This is a genomic window from Stenotrophomonas sp., from assembly GCF_035634915.1.
Classification (GTDB): domain Bacteria; phylum Pseudomonadota; class Gammaproteobacteria; order Xanthomonadales; family Xanthomonadaceae; genus Stenotrophomonas.
This window is the reverse complement of record NZ_DASQCB010000002.1, coordinates 254819-275870: the sequence shown is the minus strand read 5'-3', so window position 1 is coordinate 275870 and position 21052 is coordinate 254819. Positions and strand designations below refer to the sequence as shown.

Sequence of the window (21052 nt, the reverse complement as noted above, 5' to 3'; positions counted from 1 at the left end):
GGCGCTTGCTCAGTTGGGAAAATGAAATTGTAGCCCTGTTGCAGGAAAAGGCCTTGCTGCAGGACGGAATAATGAAATGCCGGGTTTGCTGCGGTTTAGACGCCTATTCAGTTCGCACGGGTATGGCGTCCGCCACCGGCATCGCGTTACCGGCAGGATCGGCAAACCGTGTTACCGGAATACGCGCGTGAGGCAACGATCGTCAGGACAGACAGGACTATTGGCACGATTCCACAATCCTGAACTGGACGGTATAGTCCACCGCGTGAACCCGGCCTACCTCCCCGCTGCCCTGGATGCGCGCGACCAACGCGTGTTCGATGCCGTGGGCGAACTGCTGGCCCAGCAGGGCATGCAGATCAGCATGGATGCGGTGGCCCAGCATGCCGGCTGCTCCAAGCAGACGCTCTATTCGCGCTACGGCAGCAAGCAGGATCTGCTGCGGCGGGTCATGCAGCGCCATGTCGGTCACGCCACCGGGGCCATGGTCCGTGCACTCCGCACTGACGACCTGCGTGCGAGCCTGATGCAGTTCGCCACCGACTTCCTGGAGCACTTCAACCAGCCGCACGTGGGACAGGCCTGCCGGGTGATTGCTGCCGATGCGGCGCAGTTCCCCGAAGAGGCGCGTACGCTGTACCGGCATGGGGCCGGCGCACTCACGCTTCACCTTGCTGAATGGATTGAAACCGTTTGCATGCGGGGCCAGCTGCGGCATGACGACCCACACTTCATGGCCGAACTGCTGCTGAGCATGATTGCCGGTCAGGATTTCGACAAACAACGCTTCCATACCCCCCACCGTGATGACGCGCAGCGGCGTCGGCGCTGGGCAGAATTCTCCGTTGACAGCTTCCTGCGCGCCTTTGCGCCACTGCCGTCGGCGGCCCCCACTACAAACCAACCCCGGAGTTCCTCCTGATGACCGCCCCACTCCGCACCCTTGCCTTGACGTGCGCCGTTGCTGTCGCGCTGGCCGCCTGCAAGAAGCCGGAACAGCAGACGCCCCCGCCGCCGGAGGTGGGCGTGATCGACGCCAAGCCGCAGACCCTGCCGCTGCAGCGTGAACTGGTCGGCCGCCTGTCGCCGTTCCGCAGCGCCGACGTGCGCGCGCGCGTGCCGGGCGTGCTGCTCAAGCGTGTCTACCAGGAAGGCAGCGAGGTCAAGCAGGGCCAGACCCTGTTCCTGATCGATCCGGCACCGCTGCGCGCCACCCTCAACGCCTCTGAAGCACAGCTGGCCTCGGCCCGCGCCACCTACGCCAATGCCAAGGTGGCCGCCGACCGCGCCCGTTCGCTGGCGCCGCAGCAGTACGTGTCCAAGTCCGACCTGGACAGCGCCGAAGCCGCCGAGCGCACCGCGCTGGCCGCGGTGAAGCAGGCCGAAGCCTCGGTCACCTCCTCGCGCATCAGCCTGGGCTATGCCGAAGTGACCGCGCCGATCAGCGGCGTGGCCAACAAGCAGCAGGTCACCGAAGGTGCGCTGGTCGGCCAGGGCGACGTGACCCTGCTGACCACCGTGGACCAGCTGGACCCGCTGTACGTGAACTTCTCGCTGAGCGTGGACGAGCTGAGCCAGCTGCGCGCGCAGCAGGCCCGTGGCGCGCTGGCCCTGTCCGGCGATGGCAAGGCCACCGTCAACGTCAAGCTGTCCGACGGCACCGCCTACGGCGAAGCCGGCACGCTGGACTTCTCCTCGACCACGGTCGACCCGACCACCGGCGCGGTCTCGCTGCGCGCGGTGCTGCCGAACCCGCAGAAGATCCTGCTGCCGGGCGCCTTCGTCAGCTTCCAGGCCAACCTGGGCGAGCGCAACAACGCCTTCCTGGTGCCGCAGCAGGCCCTGCTGCGTGACAGCGCCGGCGGCTACGTGATGGTGGTCGGCGCCGACGGCAAGGTCGTGCGCAAGAACGTGAAGACCGAAGGCGCGCAGGGCGGCAACTGGATGGTCAGCGACGGCCTGGCCGCCGGTGACAAGGTCGTGGTCGCGGGCGTGCAGAAGGTGAAGGAAGGGGCACCGGCCACGGCCAAGCCCTGGACCCCGGGCCAGGATGCCAATGGCCAGCCCGCCGCTGGCGGTGCAGCCCCGGCAGCCGCTGCTGCAGGCGGCGCCGACAAGGCGCCGGCCAAGCCCGAGGCGGCCGACAAGGCCGAGCCGGCCGCCACTGAATCGAACAAGCAGTAACGGGAACCTTCCGTCATGCCTAAATTTTTCATCGAACATCCAGTCTTCGCCTGGGTGGTGGCGATCCTGATCTCGCTCAGCGGCGTGATCGCGATCCTCAACCTCGGCGTCGAGTCCTATCCCAACATCGCCCCGCCGCAGGTGACCGTCTCGGCCACCTACCCGGGCGCGAGCGCCGACACCACTGAAAAGTCGGTCACCCAGGTGATCGAGCAGCAGCTGACCGGTATCGATCACCTGCTGTACTTCAGCTCGTCCTCGTCCTCCAACGGCCGCGCGCAGATCACCCTGACCTTCGAGACCGGTACCGATCCGGACATCGCCCAGGTGCAGGTGCAGAACAAGGTGTCGCTGGCCACGCCGCGACTGCCTTCGGAAGTGACCCAGCAGGGCGTGGTGGTGGCCAAGGCCAATGCCGGCTTCCTGATGGTGGTCGGCCTGCGCTCGGACACCGGCACCATCAGCCGCGACGCCCTGAACGACATCGTCGGTTCGCGCGTGCTCGACCAGGTCTCGCGTATCCCCGGCGTCGGCAGCACCCAGCAGTTCGGTTCCGAGTACGCCATGAACATCTGGCTGAACCCGGAAAAGATGCAGGGCTACGGCCTGTCGGCCAGCGAAGTGCTGGCAGCCGTGCGCGCGCAGAACGTGCAGTTCGCTGCCGGTTCGCTGGGTTCGGACCCCTCGCCGGATGGCCACTTCACTGCCACCGTCTCGGCGGAAGGCCGCTTCAGTTCGCCTGAAGAGTTCGAGAACATCATCCTGCGGGCCAATGCCAACGGCTCGCGCGTGCTGCTCAAGGACGTCGCCCGCGTGGCGTTCGGCGCCAACAACTACGGCTTCGATACCCAGTACAACGGCCAGGCCGCCGGTGCCTTCGCCATCCAGCTGCTGCCGGGCGCCAACGCCCTGAACGTGGCCGATGCCGTGCGCGCCAAGATGGACGAGCTGCAGCCGAGCTTCCCGGCCGGTGTCAGCTGGTTCTCGCCGTACGACAGCACCACCTTCGTCAAGATCTCCATCGAGGAAGTGGTCAAGACCCTGTTCGAAGCGGTGTTGCTGGTGTTCCTGGTGATGCTGATCTTCCTGCAGAACTTCCGCGCGACGATCATCCCCACCCTGGTCATCCCGGTCGCCCTGCTCGGTACCTTCCTGGGCATGTGGCTGATCGGCTTCACCATCAACCAGCTGACCCTGTTTGCGATGGTGCTGGCGATCGGCATCGTGGTCGATGACGCGATCGTGGTGATCGAGAACGTCGAACGCATCATGACCGAGGAAGGCCTGGCGCCGAAGCCGGCCACGCAGAAGGCGATGACCCAGATCACCGGCGCGGTGGTGGCCATCACCGTGGTGCTGGCGGCGGTGTTCATTCCCTCGGCCCTGCAGGGCGGTGCGGCCGGTGAGATCTACAAGCAGTTCGCACTGACCATCGCCATTTCGATGGCGTTCTCCGCGTTCCTGGCGCTGGGCTTCACCCCGGCCCTGTGCGCGACGTTCCTCAAGCCGACCCACAACGACAACCCGAACATCGTCTACCGTACCTTCAACAAGTACTACGACAAGATCAGCGGGACCTACGTCGGCCACATCACCTCGGCGGTGAAGCATGCGCCGCGCTGGATGATCCTGGCGGTGGTGCTGACCGCGCTGTGCGGCTTCCTGTTCACCCGCATGCCAGGCAGCTTCCTGCCGGAAGAAGACCAGGGCTACGCACTGGCCATCGTCCAGCTGCCGCCGGGTTCGACCAAGGGCCAGACCAACGAAGTCTTCGCGCAGATGCGCGGCATCCTGAAGGACCAGGAAGGCTACGAAGGCCTGATGCAGATCGCCGGCTTCAGCTTCGTCGGTTCCGGTGAGAACGTGGGCATGGGCTTCATCCGCCTCAAGCCGTGGGCCGACCGCAAGGTCACCGTGCCCGAGTTCATCCAGAACATGAACGGCGCGTTCTACGGCATCAAGGAAGCGCAGATCTTCGTGGTGAACCTGCCGACCGTGCAGGGCCTGGGCCAGTTCGGCGGCTTCGACATGTGGCTGCAGGACCGTGGTGGCCAGGGCTACGAACAGCTGACCCAGGCGCGCAACATGCTGCTGGGCAAGGCCGCGCAGGAAAGCGACAAGCTGACCGGCGTGCGTCCGAACGGCCTGGAAAACGCCCCGCAGCTGGCGCTGCATGTCGACCGCGTGCAGGCGCAGTCGATGGGCATGTCGGTGTCGGACGTGTACAGCACCATCCAGCTGATGCTGGCCCCGGTGTACGTCAACGACTTCTTCTACCAGGGCCGCATCAAGCGCGTGACCATGCAGGCCGACGCGCCGTTCCGTACCGGCCAGGAATCGCTGAAGAGCTTCTACAGCCCCTCCAGCCTGACCACCAATGCCGACGGCACCAATGCCATGATCCCGCTGAACACGGTGGTCAAGTCGGAATGGGTGTCGGCACCGCCGTCGCTGAGCCGCTACAACGGCTACTCGGCCATCAACATCGTCGGTTCGCAGGCACCGGGCAAGAGCTCGGGTGAAGCGATGACCGCGATGGAAGATATCGTCACCAACGACCTGCCGGCCGGTTACGGCTACGACTGGTCGGGCATGTCCTACCAGGAAATCCTGGCGGGCAACGCAGCAACGCTGCTGCTGGTGCTGTCGGTGGTGGTGGTGTTCCTCTGCCTGGCCGCCCTGTATGAAAGCTGGTCGATCCCGGTGGCGGTGCTGCTGGTGGTGCCGCTGGGCGTGCTGGGTGCCATCGGCCTGTCGATGCTGCGTGGCCTGCCCAACGACATCTTCTTCAAGATCGGCATGATCACCGTGATCGGCCTGGCGGCGAAGAACGCGATCCTGATCGTGGAGTTCGCCGTGGAGCAGCGTGCCGCAGGCAAGACCCTGCGCGATGCGACCATCGAAGCGGCCCGCCTGCGGTTCCGCCCGATCCTGATGACCTCGTTCGCGTTCATCATGGGCGTGATCCCGATGGCCATCTCCACCGGCGCCGGCGCCAACTCCCGCCACGCCATCGGTACCGGCGTGATCGGTGGCATGCTGTTCGCCACCCTGCTGGGCCTGCTGATGATCCCGGTGTTCTTCGTGGTCGTGCGCCGCATGCTGGGCGACAAGCTGGATGAACCCTCCAAGGAGTTCATGGAACGCCAGCGCGACGCGGAGGCCGCACACCGCCCGGATCGTTGATCCAGCGGTGAGCTGAAATGAAAAGGCCCCGGAGCGATCCGGGGCCTTTTTTTGTTGTTGCCGCGTCGCGAGGCCACGGTAGTCGCCAACCTTGGTTGGCGCCCTTGGATTCGTGCCAACCAAGGTTGGCACCTACCAGAGCAACGACCGTTCCTCAGCGCAGCAGCGCGATCACCGCACACACGGCCACGATCACCAGCGCCACCCACTGCATCGGCACGAAGAAGAAATGATGCGGCGCCGCCTCGCCCTTCTGCCGCGGCGCCCGGTTCAGCCACAGGCCCAGCAGCACGTTCACGCCAGCGCCGATGCCACCGCCCAGCAGCACCTGCTGCAGCGGGATGTTGCCCTTCGGGCCGTCATGCGGGAAGAAGTACGCCAGCAGCAGGATCACCGCGATCGGTGTCACCAGCGTCATGAATCCCCAACCGCGATAGATCATCGTGCAACTACCTGCAGAAAAACGGCCCGCATTGAAACAGATCAGACGGTCGGCGGCCAGGGGCGATGACGCCATCCACGCATGGCGTGGATCTACTGGCCGCGCCGCCGTTGCGGCGGCGCGGCCGCTCGAACTCAGCGCAGGCCGGTCTCGTTGCGGGCGATCACCAGGCGCTGGATCTCCGAGGTGCCTTCGTAGATCTCGGTGATCTTGGCATCACGGAAGTAACGCTCCAGCGGCATTTCCTTGGAGTACCCCATGCCGCCATGGATCTGCACGGCCTGGTGGGTGATCCACATCGCCGCTTCCGACGCGGTCAGCTTGGCGATGGCCGCTTCGTTGCTGAAGCGCTTGCCCTCGCCCTTCACCCACGCGGCGCGCAGGGTCAGCAGCAGCGCTGCATCCAGCTTGCACTTCATGTCGGCAATCTTGGCCTGGGTCATCTGGAAGGTACCGATGGCGGCACCGAAGGCCTTGCGGTCCTTCACGTATTCCAGGGTCGCCTCATAGGCGGCACGGGCGATGCCGATGGCCTGCGAAGCGATGCCGATGCGGCCGGCGTCGAGCACGCCCATGGCGATCTTGAAGCCCTCGCCTTCCTGGCCCAGCACGTCGTCGGCCTGTGCCACGTAGTCGTTGAACTCGATCTCGCAGGTAGCCGAGGCACGGATGCCCAGCTTCGGTTCGGTCTTGCCGCGACCGAAACCCGCCTTGTCGGTGTCGATCAGGAACGCGGTGATGCCACGTGCGCCCTTGTCCGGTTCGCTCATCGCGAACAGCACGATGTACCTGGCCACCGGGCCGGAGGTGATCCAGCTCTTCTTGCCGTTGATGACATAGGTGCCATCGGCCTGCTTCACCGCGCGGCAGCGCATGGCCGTGGCGTCCGAACCGGACTGCGGCTCGGTCAGGGCGAACGCACCGATGGCCTCGCCTTCGGCGATGGCGCGCACGTACTTCTGCTTCTGCGCCTCGCTGCCATGGGTCAGGATGCCGTTGCAGAACAGCGAATTGTTGACCGACATGATGGTCGAGTGCGCAGCATCACCGGCGGCGACCTCCACCATCGCCAGCACGTACGCAATCGGGTCCATGCCCGCGCCGCCGTACTCGGTCGGCACTTCGATGCCCATCAGGCCGTTCTCGCCCAGCAGGCGGATGTTCTCCAGGGGGAATTCGCCGGTGCGGTCATGGTGCTCCGCGCTCGGGGCGATCTTTTCCTGCGCGATGCGCCGCGCCACGTCCTGCAGCATCAACTGCTCTTCAGTAAAGCTGAAATCCACAACACCCTCCCAGGGACATGATGATCGGGATCGCGCACTGCGCGCCCGTGTAGGCCGATTGTACCGGGACCGGGCAACAGCGGCTGACCAGGGTGAGAGGGCGGCTTGACCGCAGCATGCCCTGTCGGCGAATATATCTCTATATCGCGATAGGTAGATATTAATGGATCTGGAAGACTGGTCGACCCGCCTGAAGGTGTTCGCCGACGCCACCCGGGTGCGCCTGCTGGCGCTGCTGGAGCAGGAAGAGCTGACCGTGGCCGAGCTGTCGGCGATCACCCGGCTGGCGCAGCCACGGGTGTCCACCCACCTGGCGCGCCTGAAGGAAGCCGGGCTGGTGCGCGACCGCCGCGCTGGCGTGTCGGCGTATTACCGCTTCGACGATGCCCAGCTGGACCCGGCGCAGCGCGCATTGTGGCATGCCCTGAGCAACGGAAGCGATGATCCGCTGCTGCGCCAGGATGCTGAACGCGTCGCGGCCGTAAAGGCCAGCCGCGCTGCCGACCAGAACTGGGCCGACAGCGTGGCCGGCGACATGGAACGCCACTACTCGCCGGGCCGTACCTGGGAAGCCTTGGCGCGCACCGCACTGCCACTGCTGGAAACCGGCGACGTGCTGGACATCGCCTCCGGTGACGGCGTGCTGGCCGAACTGGTCGCCCCACACGCCAGCCGCTACGTCTGCATCGACACCAGTGCGCGCGTGGTGGCCGCCGCCAGCGAACGCCTGCGTCGGCTGCCCAACGTGGAAGTGCGTGAGGGCGACATGCACGCCCTGCCCTTCAAGGACCGCACCTTCGACCTGGTGGTGCTGATGCACGCGCTGACCTACGCCAGCAAGCCGGCGCAGGCCGTGGCCGAGGCTGCGCGCGTGCTGCGCCCGGGCGGCCGCCTGCTGCTGTGCAGCCTGGCCCGGCACGAGCACAAATCCGCCGTGGAAGCCTACGGTCACGTCAACCTCGGTTTCAGCGACAAGGAACTGCGCAGATTCGTCGACAAGGCCGGCCTGCAGGTGTCCAGCCTGGAAACCGTGACCCGTGAAAAGCGCCCGCCGCATTTCGAAGTCATCTCGCTGATTGCCAACAAGCCCTGAGGTCGCCGTGTCCGCCCTGCCCTGGCTGCATCCCGAACGTGCCCATGCCCTGCTCGCCGCACTGCGCGAGCGCATCCTGATCATCGACGGTGCGATGGGCACGATGATCCAGCGCCATGGCCTGCAGGAAGCCGATTACCGTGGCGAGCGCTTCGCCGGCGGCTACGACCACAGCCACGGGCCCGGCTGCGACCATGCCACGCCGGAAGGCCACGATCTGAAGGGCAACAACGACCTGCTGCTGCTGACCCGGCCGCAGATCATCGGTGACATCCACACCGCCTACCTGCAGGCCGGCGCGGACCTGGTGGAAACCAATACGTTCAACGCCACCTCGGTCAGCCAGGCCGACTACCACCTCGAACACCTGGTGTATGAACTGAACAAGGCCGGCGCCGCGGTCGCCCGCGCGTGCTGCGATGCCGTCGAAGCGACCACACCGGACAAGCCGCGCTTCGTCATCGGGGTGATCGGGCCGACCAGCCGCACCGCCTCGATCAGCCCCGACGTGAACGATCCCGGCTTCCGCAACACCAGTTTCGATGAACTGCGCGATACCTACCGCGAAGCCATCGAAGGCCTGATCGACGGCGGCGCCGACACCTTGATGGTCGAGACCATCTTCGACACGCTCAACGCCAAGGCCGCGCTGTATGCGCTGGAAGAAGCCTTCGATGCGCGCGGCGCGCGCCTGCCGGTGATGATCTCCGGCACCATCACCGATGCCTCCGGCCGCACCCTGTCCGGGCAGACCGCCGATGCCTTCCATGCCTCGCTGGCCCACGCGCGCCCGCTGTCGATCGGACTGAACTGCGCGCTGGGTGCCGATGCCATGCGCCCGCACGTGGAAACCCTGTCCCAGGTGGCCGACTGCCATGTCAGCGCGCACCCCAACGCCGGCCTGCCCAATGCCTTCGGCGAATACGACGAGACGCCCGAGGAAATGGCGGCGACCCTGCGCGGCTTCGCCGAAGATGGCCTGCTGAACCTGGTCGGCGGCTGCTGCGGCTCCACACCGGACCATATCCGCGCCATCGCGCAGGCCGTCGCTGGCCTGCCCCCTCGCGTCCTGCCCGGCGCACAGGAGCAGCAGGCCGCATGAGCACCACGCCCCATACCCGCCTGTCCGGCCTGGAACCGCTGGTCATCACCCCGGACCTGCTGTTCGTCAACGTCGGCGAGCGCACCAACGTCACCGGCAGCGCGCAGTTCCGCAAGCTCATCAAGGAAGGCCGCTACGAGGAGGCCGTGGACGTGGCCCGCCAGCAGGTGGCCAGCGGCGCGCAGATCCTCGACGTCAACATGGACGAGGGCCTGATCGATTCGGAAGCGGCGATGACCCGCTACCTCAACCTCATCATGTCCGAGCCGGACATCGCACGCATCCCGGTGATGGTCGATTCCTCCAAGTGGAGCGTGATCGAGGCCGGCCTGAAGTGCCTGCAGGGCAAGAGCGTGGTCAATTCGATCTCGCTGAAGGAAGGCGAGGCACTGTTCCGCGAGCACGCGCGCAAGGTATTGCGCTACGGCGCGGCGGCCGTGGTGATGGCCTTCGACGAAGCCGGCCAGGCCGATACCTGCGCGCGCAAGGTCGAGATCTGTACGCGCGCCTACCGCATCCTGGTCGATGAAATCGGCTTCCCGCCGCAGGACATCATTTTCGATCCCAACATTTTCGCCGTCGCCACCGGCATCGAGGAACACGACAACTACGCGGTCGACTTCATCGAAGCGACCCGGATCATCAAGCAGACCCTGCCGCACTGCCATGTGTCCGGCGGCGTGTCCAACGTGTCGTTCTCGTTCCGCGGCAACGAGACGGTACGCCAGGCCATTCACTCGGTGTTCCTGTACCACGCCATTGCCGCCGGCATGGACATGGGCATCGTCAACGCCGGCGCGATGCCGATCTATGACGAACTGGAACCCGAGCTGCGCGAACGCGTGGAGGACGTGATCCTCAACCGCCGCAGCGACGCCACCGAGCGCCTGCTGGAGATCGCCGAGCGCTACAAGGGCAGGAAGGGCGCGGCGAAAACCGAAGACCTGGCCTGGCGCGAAAAGCCGGTGGCACAGCGCCTGGCACATGCCCTGGTGCACGGCCTGGATGCCTTCGTTGAAGAAGACACCGAACTGGCCCGGCAGGCTTCCAGCCGACCGCTGGACGTGATCGAAGGCCCGTTGATGGACGGCATGAACGTGGTCGGCGACCTGTTTGGTGCCGGCAAGATGTTCCTGCCGCAGGTGGTGAAATCCGCGCGCGTGATGAAGAAGGCCGTGGCTTACCTGCTGCCGTACATCGAGGCCGAGAAGGCACGCAGCGGCGACACCGCCAAGAGCAACGGCCGGATCATCATGGCCACGGTGAAGGGCGATGTGCACGACATCGGCAAGAACATCGTTGGCGTGGTCCTGGCCTGCAACAACTTTGAGGTGGTCGACCTGGGCGTGATGGTGCCGGCGCAGAAGATCCTCGACGCCGCGCGTGAACACAACGCCGACCTGATCGGTCTGTCCGGCCTGATCACCCCCTCGCTGGAGGAAATGAGCCATGTCGCCCGCGAGATGGAGCGGCAGGGCTTCGACCTGCCGCTGCTGATCGGTGGCGCAACCACCTCGCGCGCGCACACCGCGCTGAAGATCGACCCGCATTACAAGGCGCCGACGGTGTGGGTGAAGGACGCTTCGCGTGCCGTGGGCGTTGCCCAGTCGTTGATCTCGCGCGATCTGCGCGAGGCCTTCGTCGCCGCCAACGAGGCCGACTACGCCGAGATCCGCGCCCGTCACCGCAACCGCGGCGACGCCAAGCGGCTGGTGTCGCTGGAGCACGCACGCGGACAGAAATTCCAGGGCGACTGGACCCGCTACGCCCCGCCTGCACCGAAGCAGCCGGGCCTGCACGTCTTCGATGATTACCCGCTGGCCGAACTGGTCGACTACATCGACTGGACCCCGTTCTTCCAGGCCTGGGAGCTGGCCGGCAAGTACCCGGCCATCCTTACCGACGAGATTGTCGGCAGCCAGGCCAGCGAGCTGTACCGCGACGCACGCGCGATGCTGGCGCGCATCGTCGAAGAGAAATGGCTGCAGGCCAAGGCCGTGTTCGGCCTGTGGCCGGCCAACAGCATCGGCGATGACGTGCGTGTGCAGCACCCGCAGGGCGAAGCCACGCTGCACTTCCTGCGCCAGCAGGTGGACAAGCCGGCCGAGCGCCCCGATTTCTGCCTGGCCGACTTCATCGCCCCGGCCGACAGCGGAAAGCAGGACTGGATCGGCGCGTTCGCGGTAACGGCCGGCATCGGCATCGACGCCCACGTCGCGCGGTTCGAAGCCGAGCATGACGATTACAACGCGATCCTGCTGAAGGCCCTTGCCGATCGCTTTGCCGAGGCACTGGCCGAGCGGCTGCACCAGCGCGTGCGCACGGAATTCTGGGGTTATGACCACGCCGAGACCCTGGACAACGAGGCGCTGATCGACGAGCAGTACCGCGGCATCCGCCCGGCGCCCGGTTACCCGGCCTGCCCCGAGCACAGCGAGAAGCGCCGCCTGTTCGACCTGCTGCAGGCCGAGGCCAACGCCGGCATGTCACTGACCGAAAGCTTCGCCATGCTGCCCACCGCGGCGGTGTCCGGGTACTACTTCAGCCATCCGCAGAGCCAGTATTTCGTGGTCGGCCGCCTCAGCCGCGAACAAGTGAGCGACTACGCGCGCCGCAAGGGCGTCGACCGCGTCCAGGCAGAGCGCTGGCTGGCCTCCAACCTCGACTACGACCCCGAGTGAGACAAAAACGGGACGGAGGGGATCAAGTCGTTTGTGGCACAAACGACTTGATCCCCTCCGTCCCCTTTTTGCTTCATCATTCCGCGATGACCGTTCCTGCTGCCCGCCTGTCCAGCTTCTACCTGTTCTATTACGCGGCGCTGGGCGCATTCACGCCGTACTGGAGCCTGTTCCTGACCGCGCGCGGCATGAGCGTCACCGCCATCAGCGTGATGATGGGGCTGTGGTATGCCACCCGCGTGGTCGCACCCAGCACCTGGACATCTCTGGCAGCGGCCTCACCCCGTCCGATCCGCCTGCTGCGCGCGGGCTGCGTGCTGACGCTGCTCAGTTTCGCGGTGTTCCTGCTGCCGCTGCCGCAGCCGTGGATGTACCCGGCCATGGTGGTGTTCTGCTTCTTCTACAACGCGGTGATGCCGCAGTTCGAGTCGATCACCCTCACCCACCTGGGCAGCGACAGCCATCGCTACGGGCTGATCCGGGTCTGGGGCTCACTGGGCTTCATCGCCATCGTCACCCTGTTCGGCTGGCTCATCGAAGGCGATGGCGGCGGCAGCCGCGCCGGCCTGCTGCCGTGGATGATGCTGCCCCTGTTCGCCCTGCTGGTGGTCTCCGCTTTCAGCAACCAGTACGCGCGTGACATCAGCAAGGCCGAGGGCGATGCCAGCGGCTTCTGGCAGATCGTGCGCCGCCCACCGGTACTGGCGTTTTTCCTGGCCGCGTTCATGGAACAGCTGTCGTTCGGACCGTACTACACGTTCTTCTCGGTCTACATGGACCACCACGGCTACCGCACCTCCACCCTCGGCCTGCTGTGGACCATCGGCGTGGTGTTCGAGGTCGGCGTGTTCTTCACCATCGGCCGCTTCTTCCGCCGCCATGACGCCAGCTGGATGCTGCTGATCGCCCTGGTCAGTTCCTGCCTGCGCTGGGCGGTGACCGCGCTGCTGCCGGAAAACCTGGCGGTGATGCTGGTCGCGCAGACGGCTCACGCGCTGGGGTTTGCGGCGTTCTTTGCAGCCGCCATGCAGATGCTGGCCACCTACTTCCCGGGGCGGCTCAACGGTCACGGCCAGGGTCTGCTGTATGGCTTCTCGTCCGGCGTCGGCGGCGTGCTCGGTGCGCTCATCGCGGGCCAGCTGTGGACCATCGACAATGGCCGCACGGCATTCCTGGCCGGCAGTGGCTTTGCCCTGGTCGGCGCGCTGCTGTGCTTCTTCGCGCTCAGCCTGCCGCTGATCCGCGCACGGCGCAGCGCCACACGCACGCGGTAACGAAAACGCCGGGCACTGCCCGGCGTTTCCGTCATCCTGCACAAGCGCTTACCAGACCAGGTCGTCCGGCACCTGGTACTGCGGATCGGCGTACGGATCTTCCTCGGCCGGCGCGTTCGGATCGACCTTCAGCGCCACCGACGCGGCGAACACCGCCTCGGCCTGAGCCAGCAGCTCGGCCGTCACCAGCAGGTAGCGGCCATTGAGCTGGACCACGCCCAACTCGCCCGCATTGAGTGCGGTCAGCTGCGCGGCGGTCACGTAGATGCGCTTGATCTTGCCGCCATATGGGAAGTGGCGGGCAATATCGGCCGCTTCGTCATTGAGCCCCTTGTCCTTCAGCAGTTCTTCCAGCTTGGCCTTGGCCTCGCGGCGCTGGCGCGCTTCTTCCTGCTTCAGGCGCTCGGTCTCGATGCGCTCTTCCTTTTCCTTCTGCGCGCGGATGGCGTAGGCCTTGGCCAGGTCCATCTCTTCGGCGCTGCGCGGCTTGCGCGGGCCCTGCTGGCCCGGGCCACGCGATGGGCCGGGCTTGCCGGCTCCCCCATGGCCATGGCCACCACGGCGCTCGCCGGGCTTGTGGTCGCCCTTGCCTGCGCCCTGCGGCTTTGCGTTGCCATTGCCACCCTTGCCCTGCGGGCGGCCATCACGGCGGGGGCCATCATTCTTGCGCTCGGGCTTGGGCGCCGGCTTGAAGCCCAGGCCCATCAGCTGGTCGCGGAGGGTATCGCTCATAAGGTTCGGATCAGTAGTGCGGCGGCGGCGGTTCGCTCGCCGGATCGGAAGAATTCAATGCGTTGCGGACCTTGCCCAGATCCTCCAGCAGCACGCGCAGCACATCGGCATTGCGGGTGCCCTGCATGCGGGCATCAGCCAGCGCATCGCTCAGTTCGGCCAGCGCGTGTTCCTGGAAGGACACGCGCATCTCCAGTTCGACCAGGCGCGCTTCCAGCGCCTGCTCGCGTTCACTCGGCAACTCAGACATGCAACGAACGTCCCCGGCCAATGCCGTAGTAAGCCAGACCGGCAGCCTCGACCTCGGACGGGTCGTACAGGTTGCGGCCATCAAACACCACCGCATCCTGCAGCTGCGAACGCAGCGCCTGGAAATCGGGGCTGCGGAACTGCTTCCACTCGGTCACCACGACCACCGCGTCGGCGCCCTGCAGTGCGTCTTCGGCACTGCTGCAGAACACCAGATCATCGCGCTGGCCGAAGATGCGCTGCGCTTCGTGCGTTGCCTCCGGATCGTAGGCTCGCACCGTCGCACCGGCCTCCCACAGCTGGGCCAGCAGCCGGCGGCTGGAGGCTTCGCGCATGTCGTCGGTGTTCGGCTTGAACGCCAGGCCCCACACGGCAAAGGTGCGGCCACGCACGCCGGCCGTACCGTAATGGCGCTGGATCAGCTCGAACAGGTGGCCCTTCTGCGCCTCGTTGACCGCTTCCACCGCATCCAGCAGCTTCGGCTGCAGGCCGTACTGCTGCGCGGTGCGGGCCAGCGCCTGCACGTCCTTGGGGAAGCACGAGCCGCCATAACCGGCGCCCGGGTAGATGAAGTGCCAGCCGATGCGCGGGTCCGAGCCGATGCCCTGGCGGACCTGCTCGACGTCCGCACCCACGCGCTCGGCGATGTTGGCGATTTCATTCATGAACGAAATCTTGGTCGCCAGCATCGCGTTGGCCGCGTACTTGGTCAGCTCGGCCGAACGCACGTCCATTTCCACCACACGGTCGTGGTTGCGGTTGAACGGGGCGTAGAGGCGGCGCATCACCGCCACCGATTCGGCGCTGGAGGCACCGATGATGATGCGGTCAGGACGCATGCAGTCGGCCACCGCATCGCCTTCCTTCAGGAATTCGGGGTTGGAAACGACATCAAAAGCGATGTCCGCACCACGCGCCGCCAGTTCATCGGCAATGGCCGTGCGGACCTTGTCGGCGGTGCCCACCGGCACCGTCGACTTGTTGACCACCACGGTCGGCACGCTGATGTGGCGGCCGATGGTGCGCGCCACGGCCAGCACGTACTGCAGGTCGGCGCTGCCATCCTCGTCCGGCGGCGTGCCGACGGCGATGAACACCACCTGGCCGTGACCGATGGCCGCTGCGGCATCGGTGGTGAATGCCAGCCGCGACGCGGCATGGTTGGCCTTCACCATCGGCTCCAGGCCCGGCTCATAGATCGGGATGACGCCCTGGTTGAGGCCATCGACCTTGGCCTGGTCGATGTCCACGCAGACGACCTGGTGGCCGGCATCGGCCAGGCAGGTACCTGTCACCAGACCGACGTAGCCGGTACCGAAAATCGCAACGCGCATGTCCGTGCTGACTCCTGGGCGCTTACGGCAGAACGCCCAGCAGCTCGACGTCGAAGGTCAGCGTGGCGTTCGGGCCGATCGGGCCACCCGGGGTGCCGTTCTCGCCATAGGCCAGTTCGCCGGGAATCCAGAAGCGGTACTTGGAACCGACCGGCATCAGGGCGACGCCCTCGGTCCAGCCCTTGATGACCTGGTCCAGGCCGAATTCGGCTGGGCCGCGGCCAGCGGAGCTGTCGAACACGGTGCCGTCCAGCAGCTTGCCTTCGTAGTTCACGCGCACCTTGCTGCTCGGCAGCGGGCGCTCGCCGCTACCCGGGCGGATCACCTGGTACTGCAGGCCCGAGGCCGTGGTCACCACGCCCGGCTGGGTCTTGTTCCTGGCCAGGAATGCATTGCCTTCCTGACGGTTGGTCTGTGCGGCCTGGGCGGCCTTGGCCTGCATTTCAGCCTGCTTGGTGCCCATGAACGACTGGATCGTGGCCTGTGCGTCAGCCTCGGTCATCTTCGGCTGACCCTTGCCCAGGCCGGTGCTGATGGCCTCGAACAGCGAGGCGGCATCGATATCGTCCTTCAGCTGCGCCAGCGACGGGCCAACCGAGTACGAACCGATCATCTGCGCGACCTTGACGCGGTCGACCTTGGCCGGCTGCGAGCCCGGGGCCATGCCCGGAACCTGCTGGCCGTTGCGGGCCATCACCACCTGGCGCAGGGCCGCATCGGTGGCCTTGGCCTGGTCCTGGGTGATCTGCGGCTGCAGGCCTTCGAACGAACGCTCGACGGCGGTACGCAGGGCAGCCACGTCGATTTCATCGGCGATCGGCGCGAACGACTTGGCCACATCCAGACCGATGGCGTAGCCGAGCTTCTGCTTGGGGGAATTCAAGGTTGCGGTCTCCTTGGCGGCCGCCGGTGCGGCCGGTTGTTGCGACAGGGCGACACCGGAGGTGCCCATCGCCAGAATCAGAACCGACGCCGCTGCGCCGCGCATTCCCATCTTCATTCGCTGCATTCCTGGAAGTGTCTGGGCGCCGACGTCGGCGCGAAACGATCATTGTCGCACGCACGCCGGAGATGTCGAGGCGTGCGTGCCTTCATTCAATGCACGGCCGGTGCGGCCAGTGCCTTGTCGATGGCCGCCTTCAGCTGCGGATCATCCGGGGTGACCTTGCTGGCGAACTGGGCGATGACCTTGCCATCGCGGCCGACCAGGTATTTGTGGAAGTTCCAGCCCGGGGCGACGCCGGTGGCGGCGGTCAGGCGCTGGTAGAGCGGGGTGGCCTCCGCACCGATGACGTGCACCTTCTCGAACATCGGGAACTTGACGCCATAGGTCAGCGTGCAGAAATCCTGGATCTGCTTCTCGTCACCAGGCTCCTGGCCCTTGAAATCATTCGACGGGAAGCCGAGCACGGCAAAGCCCTTGCCGGCGTACTGCTTGTGCAGCGCTTCCAGGCCTTCGTACTGCGGGGTGTAGCCGCACTTGCTGGCGGTGTTGACCACCAGCAGCACCTGGCCGTGGTAGCGCTTTTCCAGATTGACCTGCTGCTTGCCGGCCAGCGGGCGGTAGCTCACATCGAGCAGGTCGGCGGCCAGGACGCTGGCCGAGCCGGCCAGGCCGAAGGCCAGGACGGTCAACAGGGACAGGCCGCGGAGGCGGCGCGGGAAAGCAGTCGGCAGAGGCATGAGGGTCGTTCCGCAGTAGCTGTTTCAGGGCCCCGGCCAGCTCGGGCCGGGAATCGGCCGAACTATAGCACCGGGGCCCGGAGCGCCCGCCGTTGCAGGGCGTACCGCACTTTGCACGGCGTGGCGGCTGCCGCCGGAACGCCCGGCCAGCGCACCTTTGATGACATAGCATCGATGTTGCTGAATGGAAGCAGGCCGGATCGTGCTGGCTGTGCGAGCCCTGTTTTCCAGTCAGATCAATCACTTGAAGTGATATTTCGGAACTGTGACCACCCCTGCCATCAGTTGGGTGGTAGCGGGGCTTGCACGACAGCGTGCCGGTGTTATAGTTGCATACAACACCAGTCACCTGAGACAGGGGGAAACCATGAACATCCGGATGCGACACCGCCATACCGCCCCAGCGGTCACGGCCGTCTCGACGTTGTTGGCCCTGCTCTGGCTGGCCCTGCCGGCGCCCCCGGCGCCCTCCTCCCCCGACACTCCGCAGGACGCAGCACCCTTCACGGCCGGGAACGCCGAACCTTCTCCCCCTCCCCCGCGTCGGCTGCACAGCTCCCTGTCCATGCCGTACTTCTCGTTCGCACAGCCGCTGACCCCACGGAGCTGAACATGAGCGACATCCAGTGGAGCGACGGCGCTCCCATCTACCGCCAACTGAAGGAGCGCGTGATCGCCATGATGCTCGACGGAATTCTCAAGCCGGGCGACGCCCTGCCTTCGGTGCGCCAGGTGGCCGCCGATTACCAGCTCAATCCCATCACCGTTTCGCGCGCTTACCAGGAACTGGCCGATGAAGGCCTGGTCGAGAAGCGCCGCGGCCTGGGCATGTTCATGACCGAGGCAGCCGCCACGCAGCTGCGCAGCAGCGAGCGCGAACGCTTCCTCAATGAAGAATGGCCGGCCGTCCTGGAGCGCATCCAGCGCCTGGGCCTGAGCCTCGACGAATTGCTGCCCCAGGGGAAGATCTGATGAGTACCGTAGCAAGCGACGCCGTCATCACTGCCAAGGGCCTGCGCAAGGCCTACAGGAACACCGTTGCCCTCGACAACGCCAGCTTCTCCATTCCGGCAGGCCGCATCGTCGGCCTGATCGGGCCCAATGGCGCCGGCAAGACCACCGCACTGAAGGCCATCCTCGGCCTGACCTCGGTGGAAGGCGAGCTGTCCGTGCTCGGCCGCGACCCGCGCGCACACCGCGATGAGCTGATGAAGGACATCTGCTTCATCGCCGATGTGGCCGTGCTGCCGCGCTGGCTGAAGGTGCGCGAGGCCATCGATTTCGTGGCCGGCGTACACCCGCGCTTCGACCGTGCCCGCTGCGAACGCTTCCTGGCCAACACCAAGCTGCAGCCGAAGCAGCGCGTGCGCGAGCTGTCCAAGGGTATGATCGTGCAGCTGCACCTGGCCCTGGTGATGGCCATCGATGCCCGCATCCTGGTGCTGGACGAGCCGACCCTCGGCCTGGACATCCTGTACCGCAAGGAGTTCTACCAGCGCCTGCTGGAGGACTACTTCGACGAACAGAAGACGATCATTGTCACCACCCACCAGGTGGAAGAGATCGAGCACATCCTCAGCGACGTGATGTTCATCCGCGATGGCCGCGTGGTGCTCAGCGCGGAAATGGACGAGGTGGGCGAGCGTTACACCGAACTGCTGGTAGGTGCCGACCAGCTGGACACCGCCCGCGCACTGAAGCCGATCGACGAGCGCAGCCAGGCCTTCGGCAAGACCGTGCTGCTGTATGACGGCGTGCCGCGCAGCCAGCTTTCCACCCTGGGCGAGACCCGCAACGCGGGCCTGGCCGATCTGTTCGTCGCTGTCATGAAGGGGACCTACGCATGAATGCCGTCAACCATCCGGTCAGCCCCGCAGGCACCCTGCGCTGGCTGCTCAAGCGCGAATACTGGGAAAACCGCGGCGGCTTCTTCTACGCGCCGCTGATCGCCGGCATCGTCTCGCTGCTGATGAGCGCGGTGGGCATCGGCCTGGGCCTGTTCGCCCTGCACCGCGCCGCCCGCGACGGCGGCCTGCACATCGACGGCGAGAACGTGAACATCAACGGCCTGGACCTGGCCCTGCTGACGCAGAAGATCAGCGCCAAGGACATGGCCGACCTCGGCAACGGCCTGGATCTGACCTTGCTGCTCAGCTCCACCTGGCCCTTCCTGGTGCTGGCCTTCGTGGTGTTCTTCTACTGCCTGGGCGCCCTGTACGACGACCGCCGCGACCGCAGCATCCTGTTCTGGAAGTCGCTGCCGCTGTCGGACACCCAGACCGTACTGTCCAAGGTGATCAGCGCCCTGGTCATCGCGCCGCTGGTGGCCACCCTGGCCGCCGTCGCCACCATGTTCGGCTTCCTGCTCATCATCAGCATCGTCGCGGTCACCCACGGCGGCAGCGCGACCACCCTGATCTGGGGCCCGGCCAGCCCGCTGACCCTGAGCGCAGGGCTGCTGACCGCCATCCCGGTGTACGCGCTGTGGGCCCTGCCGACGGCAGGCTGGCTGCTGCTGTGCTCGGCCTGGGCCAAGAGCAAGCCGTTCCTGTGGGCGGTCATGCTGCCGCTGTTCGCTGGCATCATCGTCAGCACCACCAAGCTGATGCATGTGTTCGACATGACCACCGGCTGGTTCTGGCAGCACATCGTCGGCCGCCTGCTGCTGGGCACGGTGCCGGGCGTGGACCTGGTCTACCGCCTCGCCGCAAGCGACGACGCCAAGAACGTCGAATCGCTGACCGCGCTGATGAGCCCGGCCGAGCAGCTGAAGACCCTGGCCATGCCCGACCTGTGGATCGGTGCAGCGTTCGGCGTCGTTTTCATCATCCTGGCCATCGCCCTGCGCAAGCGCGCCGGCGAAATCTGATCCCTTTCCGGAGAGACCACCATGCGTACCCTGCTCGCCTGTAGTGCCCTGTTGCTGCTGTTGCCGCTGTCGGTGCAGGCCGCCGACGCACCGAACTGCAAGTTCTCCGCGCCGCGCTCGCTGAAGCTGGACGCGGCTGGCGCCAAGGCCGTGGTGTTCGAAGTCAACCAGCACGACCTGAAGGTGACCGCCAGTGCCGGCGGTGGCCAGCTGGACGGCCGCGCCTGTGCCTCCGACCAGAGCTGGCTGCAGCAGCTGGTGCTGGAGCAGCGCCGCGAAGGCGACAAACTGGTGGTCAGCCTGCGCCGTGACGGCCGCTCCGGCCTGACCATGGGCAACAGCTATGCCTGGCTGGACATCCGCGGCAGCGTCCCGGACAACCTGCCGCTGCAGTTCCGCATCGGCTCCGGCGATGCCAGCGTCGACAACGCACAGTCGCTGAGCATGGACATCGGCTCCGGTGACGGCATCGCCCGTGGTACCCGTGGCAGCGTGCATGCCGCCGTCGGCTCGGGTGACCTGGACATCGAGGGCGCCGCCTCGCTGAACCTGCTCTCGCTGGGCTCGGGCGACGTCAAGGCCCGCACCATCGGCGGCGACGCCGTGGTCGGCAGCGTCGGCTCGGGTGACCTGAAGATCAGCGACGTGCGCGGCAACGCGCGACTGGAAACGGTGGGCTCGGGCGACATCGGCTTCCGCCAGGTGAAGGGCAACGTCGAGATCGGCGTGGTCGGCTCCGGCGACGTGGACATCGACCAGACCGGCGGCAACGTGCACGTGCGCAGCCACGGTTCGGGCGACATCAGCGTCAATGGCGCCGGCGGCAGCCTCACCGTCGACCACAGCGGCAGTGGCGAGGTCCGCCATCGCGACATCGGCGGCAAGGTCACCCTGCCGCGCGGCAAGTAAGCCATCCATCCATTGCCTTGAGGGGAACACC

At 66.2% G+C, this 21052-nt stretch carries 18 protein-coding genes; 11 read left to right on the top strand and 7 right to left on the bottom strand.

Features of this window, described 5'->3' with window-relative positions:
- Positions 1 to 265 precede the first annotated feature (265 nt).
- The 3 genes from VER16_RS02505 to VER16_RS02495 are packed head-to-tail and all read left to right on the top strand — an operon-like array spanning position 266 to position 5370.
- On the top strand, positions 266 to 922 hold the full coding sequence (locus VER16_RS02505) for a TetR/AcrR family transcriptional regulator (protein ID WP_324805404.1): 657 nt from the start codon (positions 266 to 268) through the stop codon (positions 920 to 922).
- A complete protein-coding gene (locus tag VER16_RS02500; RefSeq protein ID WP_324805300.1) occupies positions 922 to 2184 on the top strand; it encodes an efflux RND transporter periplasmic adaptor subunit in 1263 nt (420 codons plus the stop codon). The genes VER16_RS02505 and VER16_RS02500 overlap by 1 nt, the downstream gene beginning before the upstream one ends.
- Positions 2185 to 2199: 15 nt before the next feature.
- Complete coding sequence (locus tag VER16_RS02495) at positions 2200 to 5370, top strand: multidrug efflux RND transporter permease subunit (RefSeq protein ID WP_324805299.1); 3171 nt, start codon at positions 2200 to 2202, stop codon at positions 5368 to 5370.
- A 154-nt stretch (positions 5371 to 5524) separates the two neighbouring features.
- Here VER16_RS02495 and VER16_RS02490 read toward each other — a convergent pair whose 3' ends face one another.
- On the bottom strand, positions 5525 to 5788 hold the full coding sequence (locus tag VER16_RS02490; RefSeq protein WP_324805298.1) for a hypothetical protein: 264 nt from the start codon (positions 5786 to 5788) through the stop codon (positions 5525 to 5527).
- Positions 5789 to 5946: 158 nt separating this feature from the next.
- Complete coding sequence (locus VER16_RS02485) at positions 5947 to 7260, bottom strand: acyl-CoA dehydrogenase family protein (RefSeq protein ID WP_414716008.1); 1314 nt, start codon at positions 7258 to 7260, stop codon at positions 5947 to 5949.
- Here VER16_RS02485 and VER16_RS02480 point away from each other — a divergent pair.
- The 4 genes from VER16_RS02480 (at position 7259) to VER16_RS02465 (ending at position 13245) form a co-directional block, all read left to right on the top strand.
- Entirely contained in the window at positions 7259 to 8188 is a 930-nt protein-coding gene (locus VER16_RS02480) for a metalloregulator ArsR/SmtB family transcription factor (RefSeq protein WP_324805296.1), read from the top strand. The genes VER16_RS02485 and VER16_RS02480 overlap by 2 nt on opposite strands.
- Before the next feature lie 7 nt (positions 8189 to 8195).
- Entirely contained in the window at positions 8196 to 9290 is a 1095-nt protein-coding gene (locus VER16_RS02475) for a homocysteine S-methyltransferase family protein (RefSeq protein ID WP_324805295.1), read from the top strand.
- Positions 9287 to 11971: a methionine synthase gene (metH, locus tag VER16_RS02470; protein ID WP_324805294.1), complete on the top strand. Its 2685-nt coding sequence runs from the start codon at positions 9287 to 9289 to the stop codon at positions 11969 to 11971. The genes VER16_RS02475 and metH overlap by 4 nt, the downstream gene beginning before the upstream one ends.
- 86 nt (positions 11972 to 12057) lie before the next feature.
- Positions 12058 to 13245: an MFS transporter gene (locus VER16_RS02465; RefSeq protein ID WP_324805293.1), complete on the top strand. Its 1188-nt coding sequence runs from the start codon at positions 12058 to 12060 to the stop codon at positions 13243 to 13245.
- A gap of 48 nt (positions 13246 to 13293) precedes the next feature.
- On the opposite strand, the gene VER16_RS02460 is transcribed toward VER16_RS02465, so the two are convergent.
- From VER16_RS02460 to VER16_RS02440, 5 genes are all read right to left on the bottom strand, one after another.
- A complete protein-coding gene (locus VER16_RS02460; protein WP_324805292.1) occupies positions 13294 to 13977 on the bottom strand; it encodes a DUF2058 domain-containing protein in 684 nt (227 codons plus the stop codon).
- A gap of 10 nt (positions 13978 to 13987) precedes the next feature.
- On the bottom strand, positions 13988 to 14227 hold the full coding sequence (locus VER16_RS02455) for a SlyX family protein (protein WP_108765575.1): 240 nt from the start codon (positions 14225 to 14227) through the stop codon (positions 13988 to 13990).
- Entirely contained in the window at positions 14220 to 15560 is a 1341-nt protein-coding gene (locus VER16_RS02450; RefSeq protein WP_324805291.1) for a UDP-glucose/GDP-mannose dehydrogenase family protein, read from the bottom strand. The genes VER16_RS02455 and VER16_RS02450 overlap by 8 nt, the downstream gene beginning before the upstream one ends.
- Before the next feature lie 22 nt (positions 15561 to 15582).
- Positions 15583 to 16560: an FKBP-type peptidyl-prolyl cis-trans isomerase gene (locus tag VER16_RS02445; protein ID WP_324805289.1), complete on the bottom strand. Its 978-nt coding sequence runs from the start codon at positions 16558 to 16560 to the stop codon at positions 15583 to 15585.
- Between the two features lie 95 nt (positions 16561 to 16655).
- Positions 16656 to 17243 (bottom strand): glutathione peroxidase, encoded by a 588-nt coding sequence (locus VER16_RS02440; RefSeq protein ID WP_324805288.1) that lies wholly within the window; start codon positions 17241 to 17243, stop codon positions 16656 to 16658.
- Between the two features lie 612 nt (positions 17244 to 17855).
- Between VER16_RS02440 and VER16_RS02435 the strand changes: the two genes are divergently transcribed.
- Genes VER16_RS02435 through VER16_RS02420 form a run of 4 tightly spaced genes read left to right on the top strand, consistent with a single transcriptional unit; the run spans position 17856 to position 21021 of the window.
- Positions 17856 to 18215, top strand: coding sequence for a GntR family transcriptional regulator (locus VER16_RS02435; protein ID WP_150455070.1), 360 nt, complete (start codon positions 17856 to 17858; stop codon positions 18213 to 18215).
- Entirely contained in the window at positions 18215 to 19090 is an 876-nt protein-coding gene (locus VER16_RS02430) for an ABC transporter ATP-binding protein (protein ID WP_324805285.1), read from the top strand. Before VER16_RS02435 ends, VER16_RS02430 begins: the two co-directional genes overlap by 1 nt.
- Positions 19087 to 20112 (top strand): hypothetical protein, encoded by a 1026-nt coding sequence (locus tag VER16_RS02425; RefSeq protein ID WP_324805284.1) that lies wholly within the window; start codon positions 19087 to 19089, stop codon positions 20110 to 20112. Before VER16_RS02430 ends, VER16_RS02425 begins: the two co-directional genes overlap by 4 nt.
- 21 nt (positions 20113 to 20133) lie before the next feature.
- Positions 20134 to 21021, top strand: coding sequence for a GIN domain-containing protein (locus VER16_RS02420; protein WP_324805283.1), 888 nt, complete (start codon positions 20134 to 20136; stop codon positions 21019 to 21021).
- Positions 21022 to 21052 lie beyond the last annotated feature (31 nt).

Bases quoted from the DNA above. Each gene is read 5' to 3' on its own strand.
- VER16_RS02445 (WP_324805289.1), bottom strand. From the start codon at position 16,560: ATGAAGATGGGAATGCGCGGCGCAGCGGCGTCGGTTCTGATTCTGGCG.
- VER16_RS02500 (WP_324805300.1), top strand. From the start codon at position 922: ATGACCGCCCCACTCCGCACCCTTGCCTTGACGTGCGCCGTTGCTGTC.
- metH (WP_324805294.1), top strand. From the start codon at position 9,287: ATGAGCACCACGCCCCATACCCGCCTGTCCGGCCTGGAACCGCTGGTC.
- VER16_RS02450 (WP_324805291.1), bottom strand. From the start codon at position 15,560: ATGCGCGTTGCGATTTTCGGTACCGGCTACGTCGGTCTGGTGACAGGT.
- VER16_RS02465 (WP_324805293.1), top strand. From the start codon at position 12,058: ATGACCGTTCCTGCTGCCCGCCTGTCCAGCTTCTACCTGTTCTATTAC.
- VER16_RS02430 (WP_324805285.1), top strand. From the start codon at position 18,215: ATGAGTACCGTAGCAAGCGACGCCGTCATCACTGCCAAGGGCCTGCGC.
- VER16_RS02425 (WP_324805284.1), top strand. From the start codon at position 19,087: ATGAATGCCGTCAACCATCCGGTCAGCCCCGCAGGCACCCTGCGCTGG.
- VER16_RS02460 (WP_324805292.1), bottom strand. From the start codon at position 13,977: ATGAGCGATACCCTCCGCGACCAGCTGATGGGCCTGGGCTTCAAGCCG.
- VER16_RS02495 (WP_324805299.1), top strand. From the start codon at position 2,200: ATGCCTAAATTTTTCATCGAACATCCAGTCTTCGCCTGGGTGGTGGCG.
- VER16_RS02490 (WP_324805298.1), bottom strand. From the start codon at position 5,788: ATGACGCTGGTGACACCGATCGCGGTGATCCTGCTGCTGGCGTACTTC.
- VER16_RS02455 (WP_108765575.1), bottom strand. From the start codon at position 14,227: ATGTCTGAGTTGCCGAGTGAACGCGAGCAGGCGCTGGAAGCGCGCCTG.
- VER16_RS02420 (WP_324805283.1), top strand. From the start codon at position 20,134: ATGCGTACCCTGCTCGCCTGTAGTGCCCTGTTGCTGCTGTTGCCGCTG.
- VER16_RS02480 (WP_324805296.1), top strand. From the start codon at position 7,259: ATGGATCTGGAAGACTGGTCGACCCGCCTGAAGGTGTTCGCCGACGCC.
- VER16_RS02440 (WP_324805288.1), bottom strand. From the start codon at position 17,243: ATGCCTCTGCCGACTGCTTTCCCGCGCCGCCTCCGCGGCCTGTCCCTG.
- VER16_RS02435 (WP_150455070.1), top strand. From the start codon at position 17,856: ATGAGCGACATCCAGTGGAGCGACGGCGCTCCCATCTACCGCCAACTG.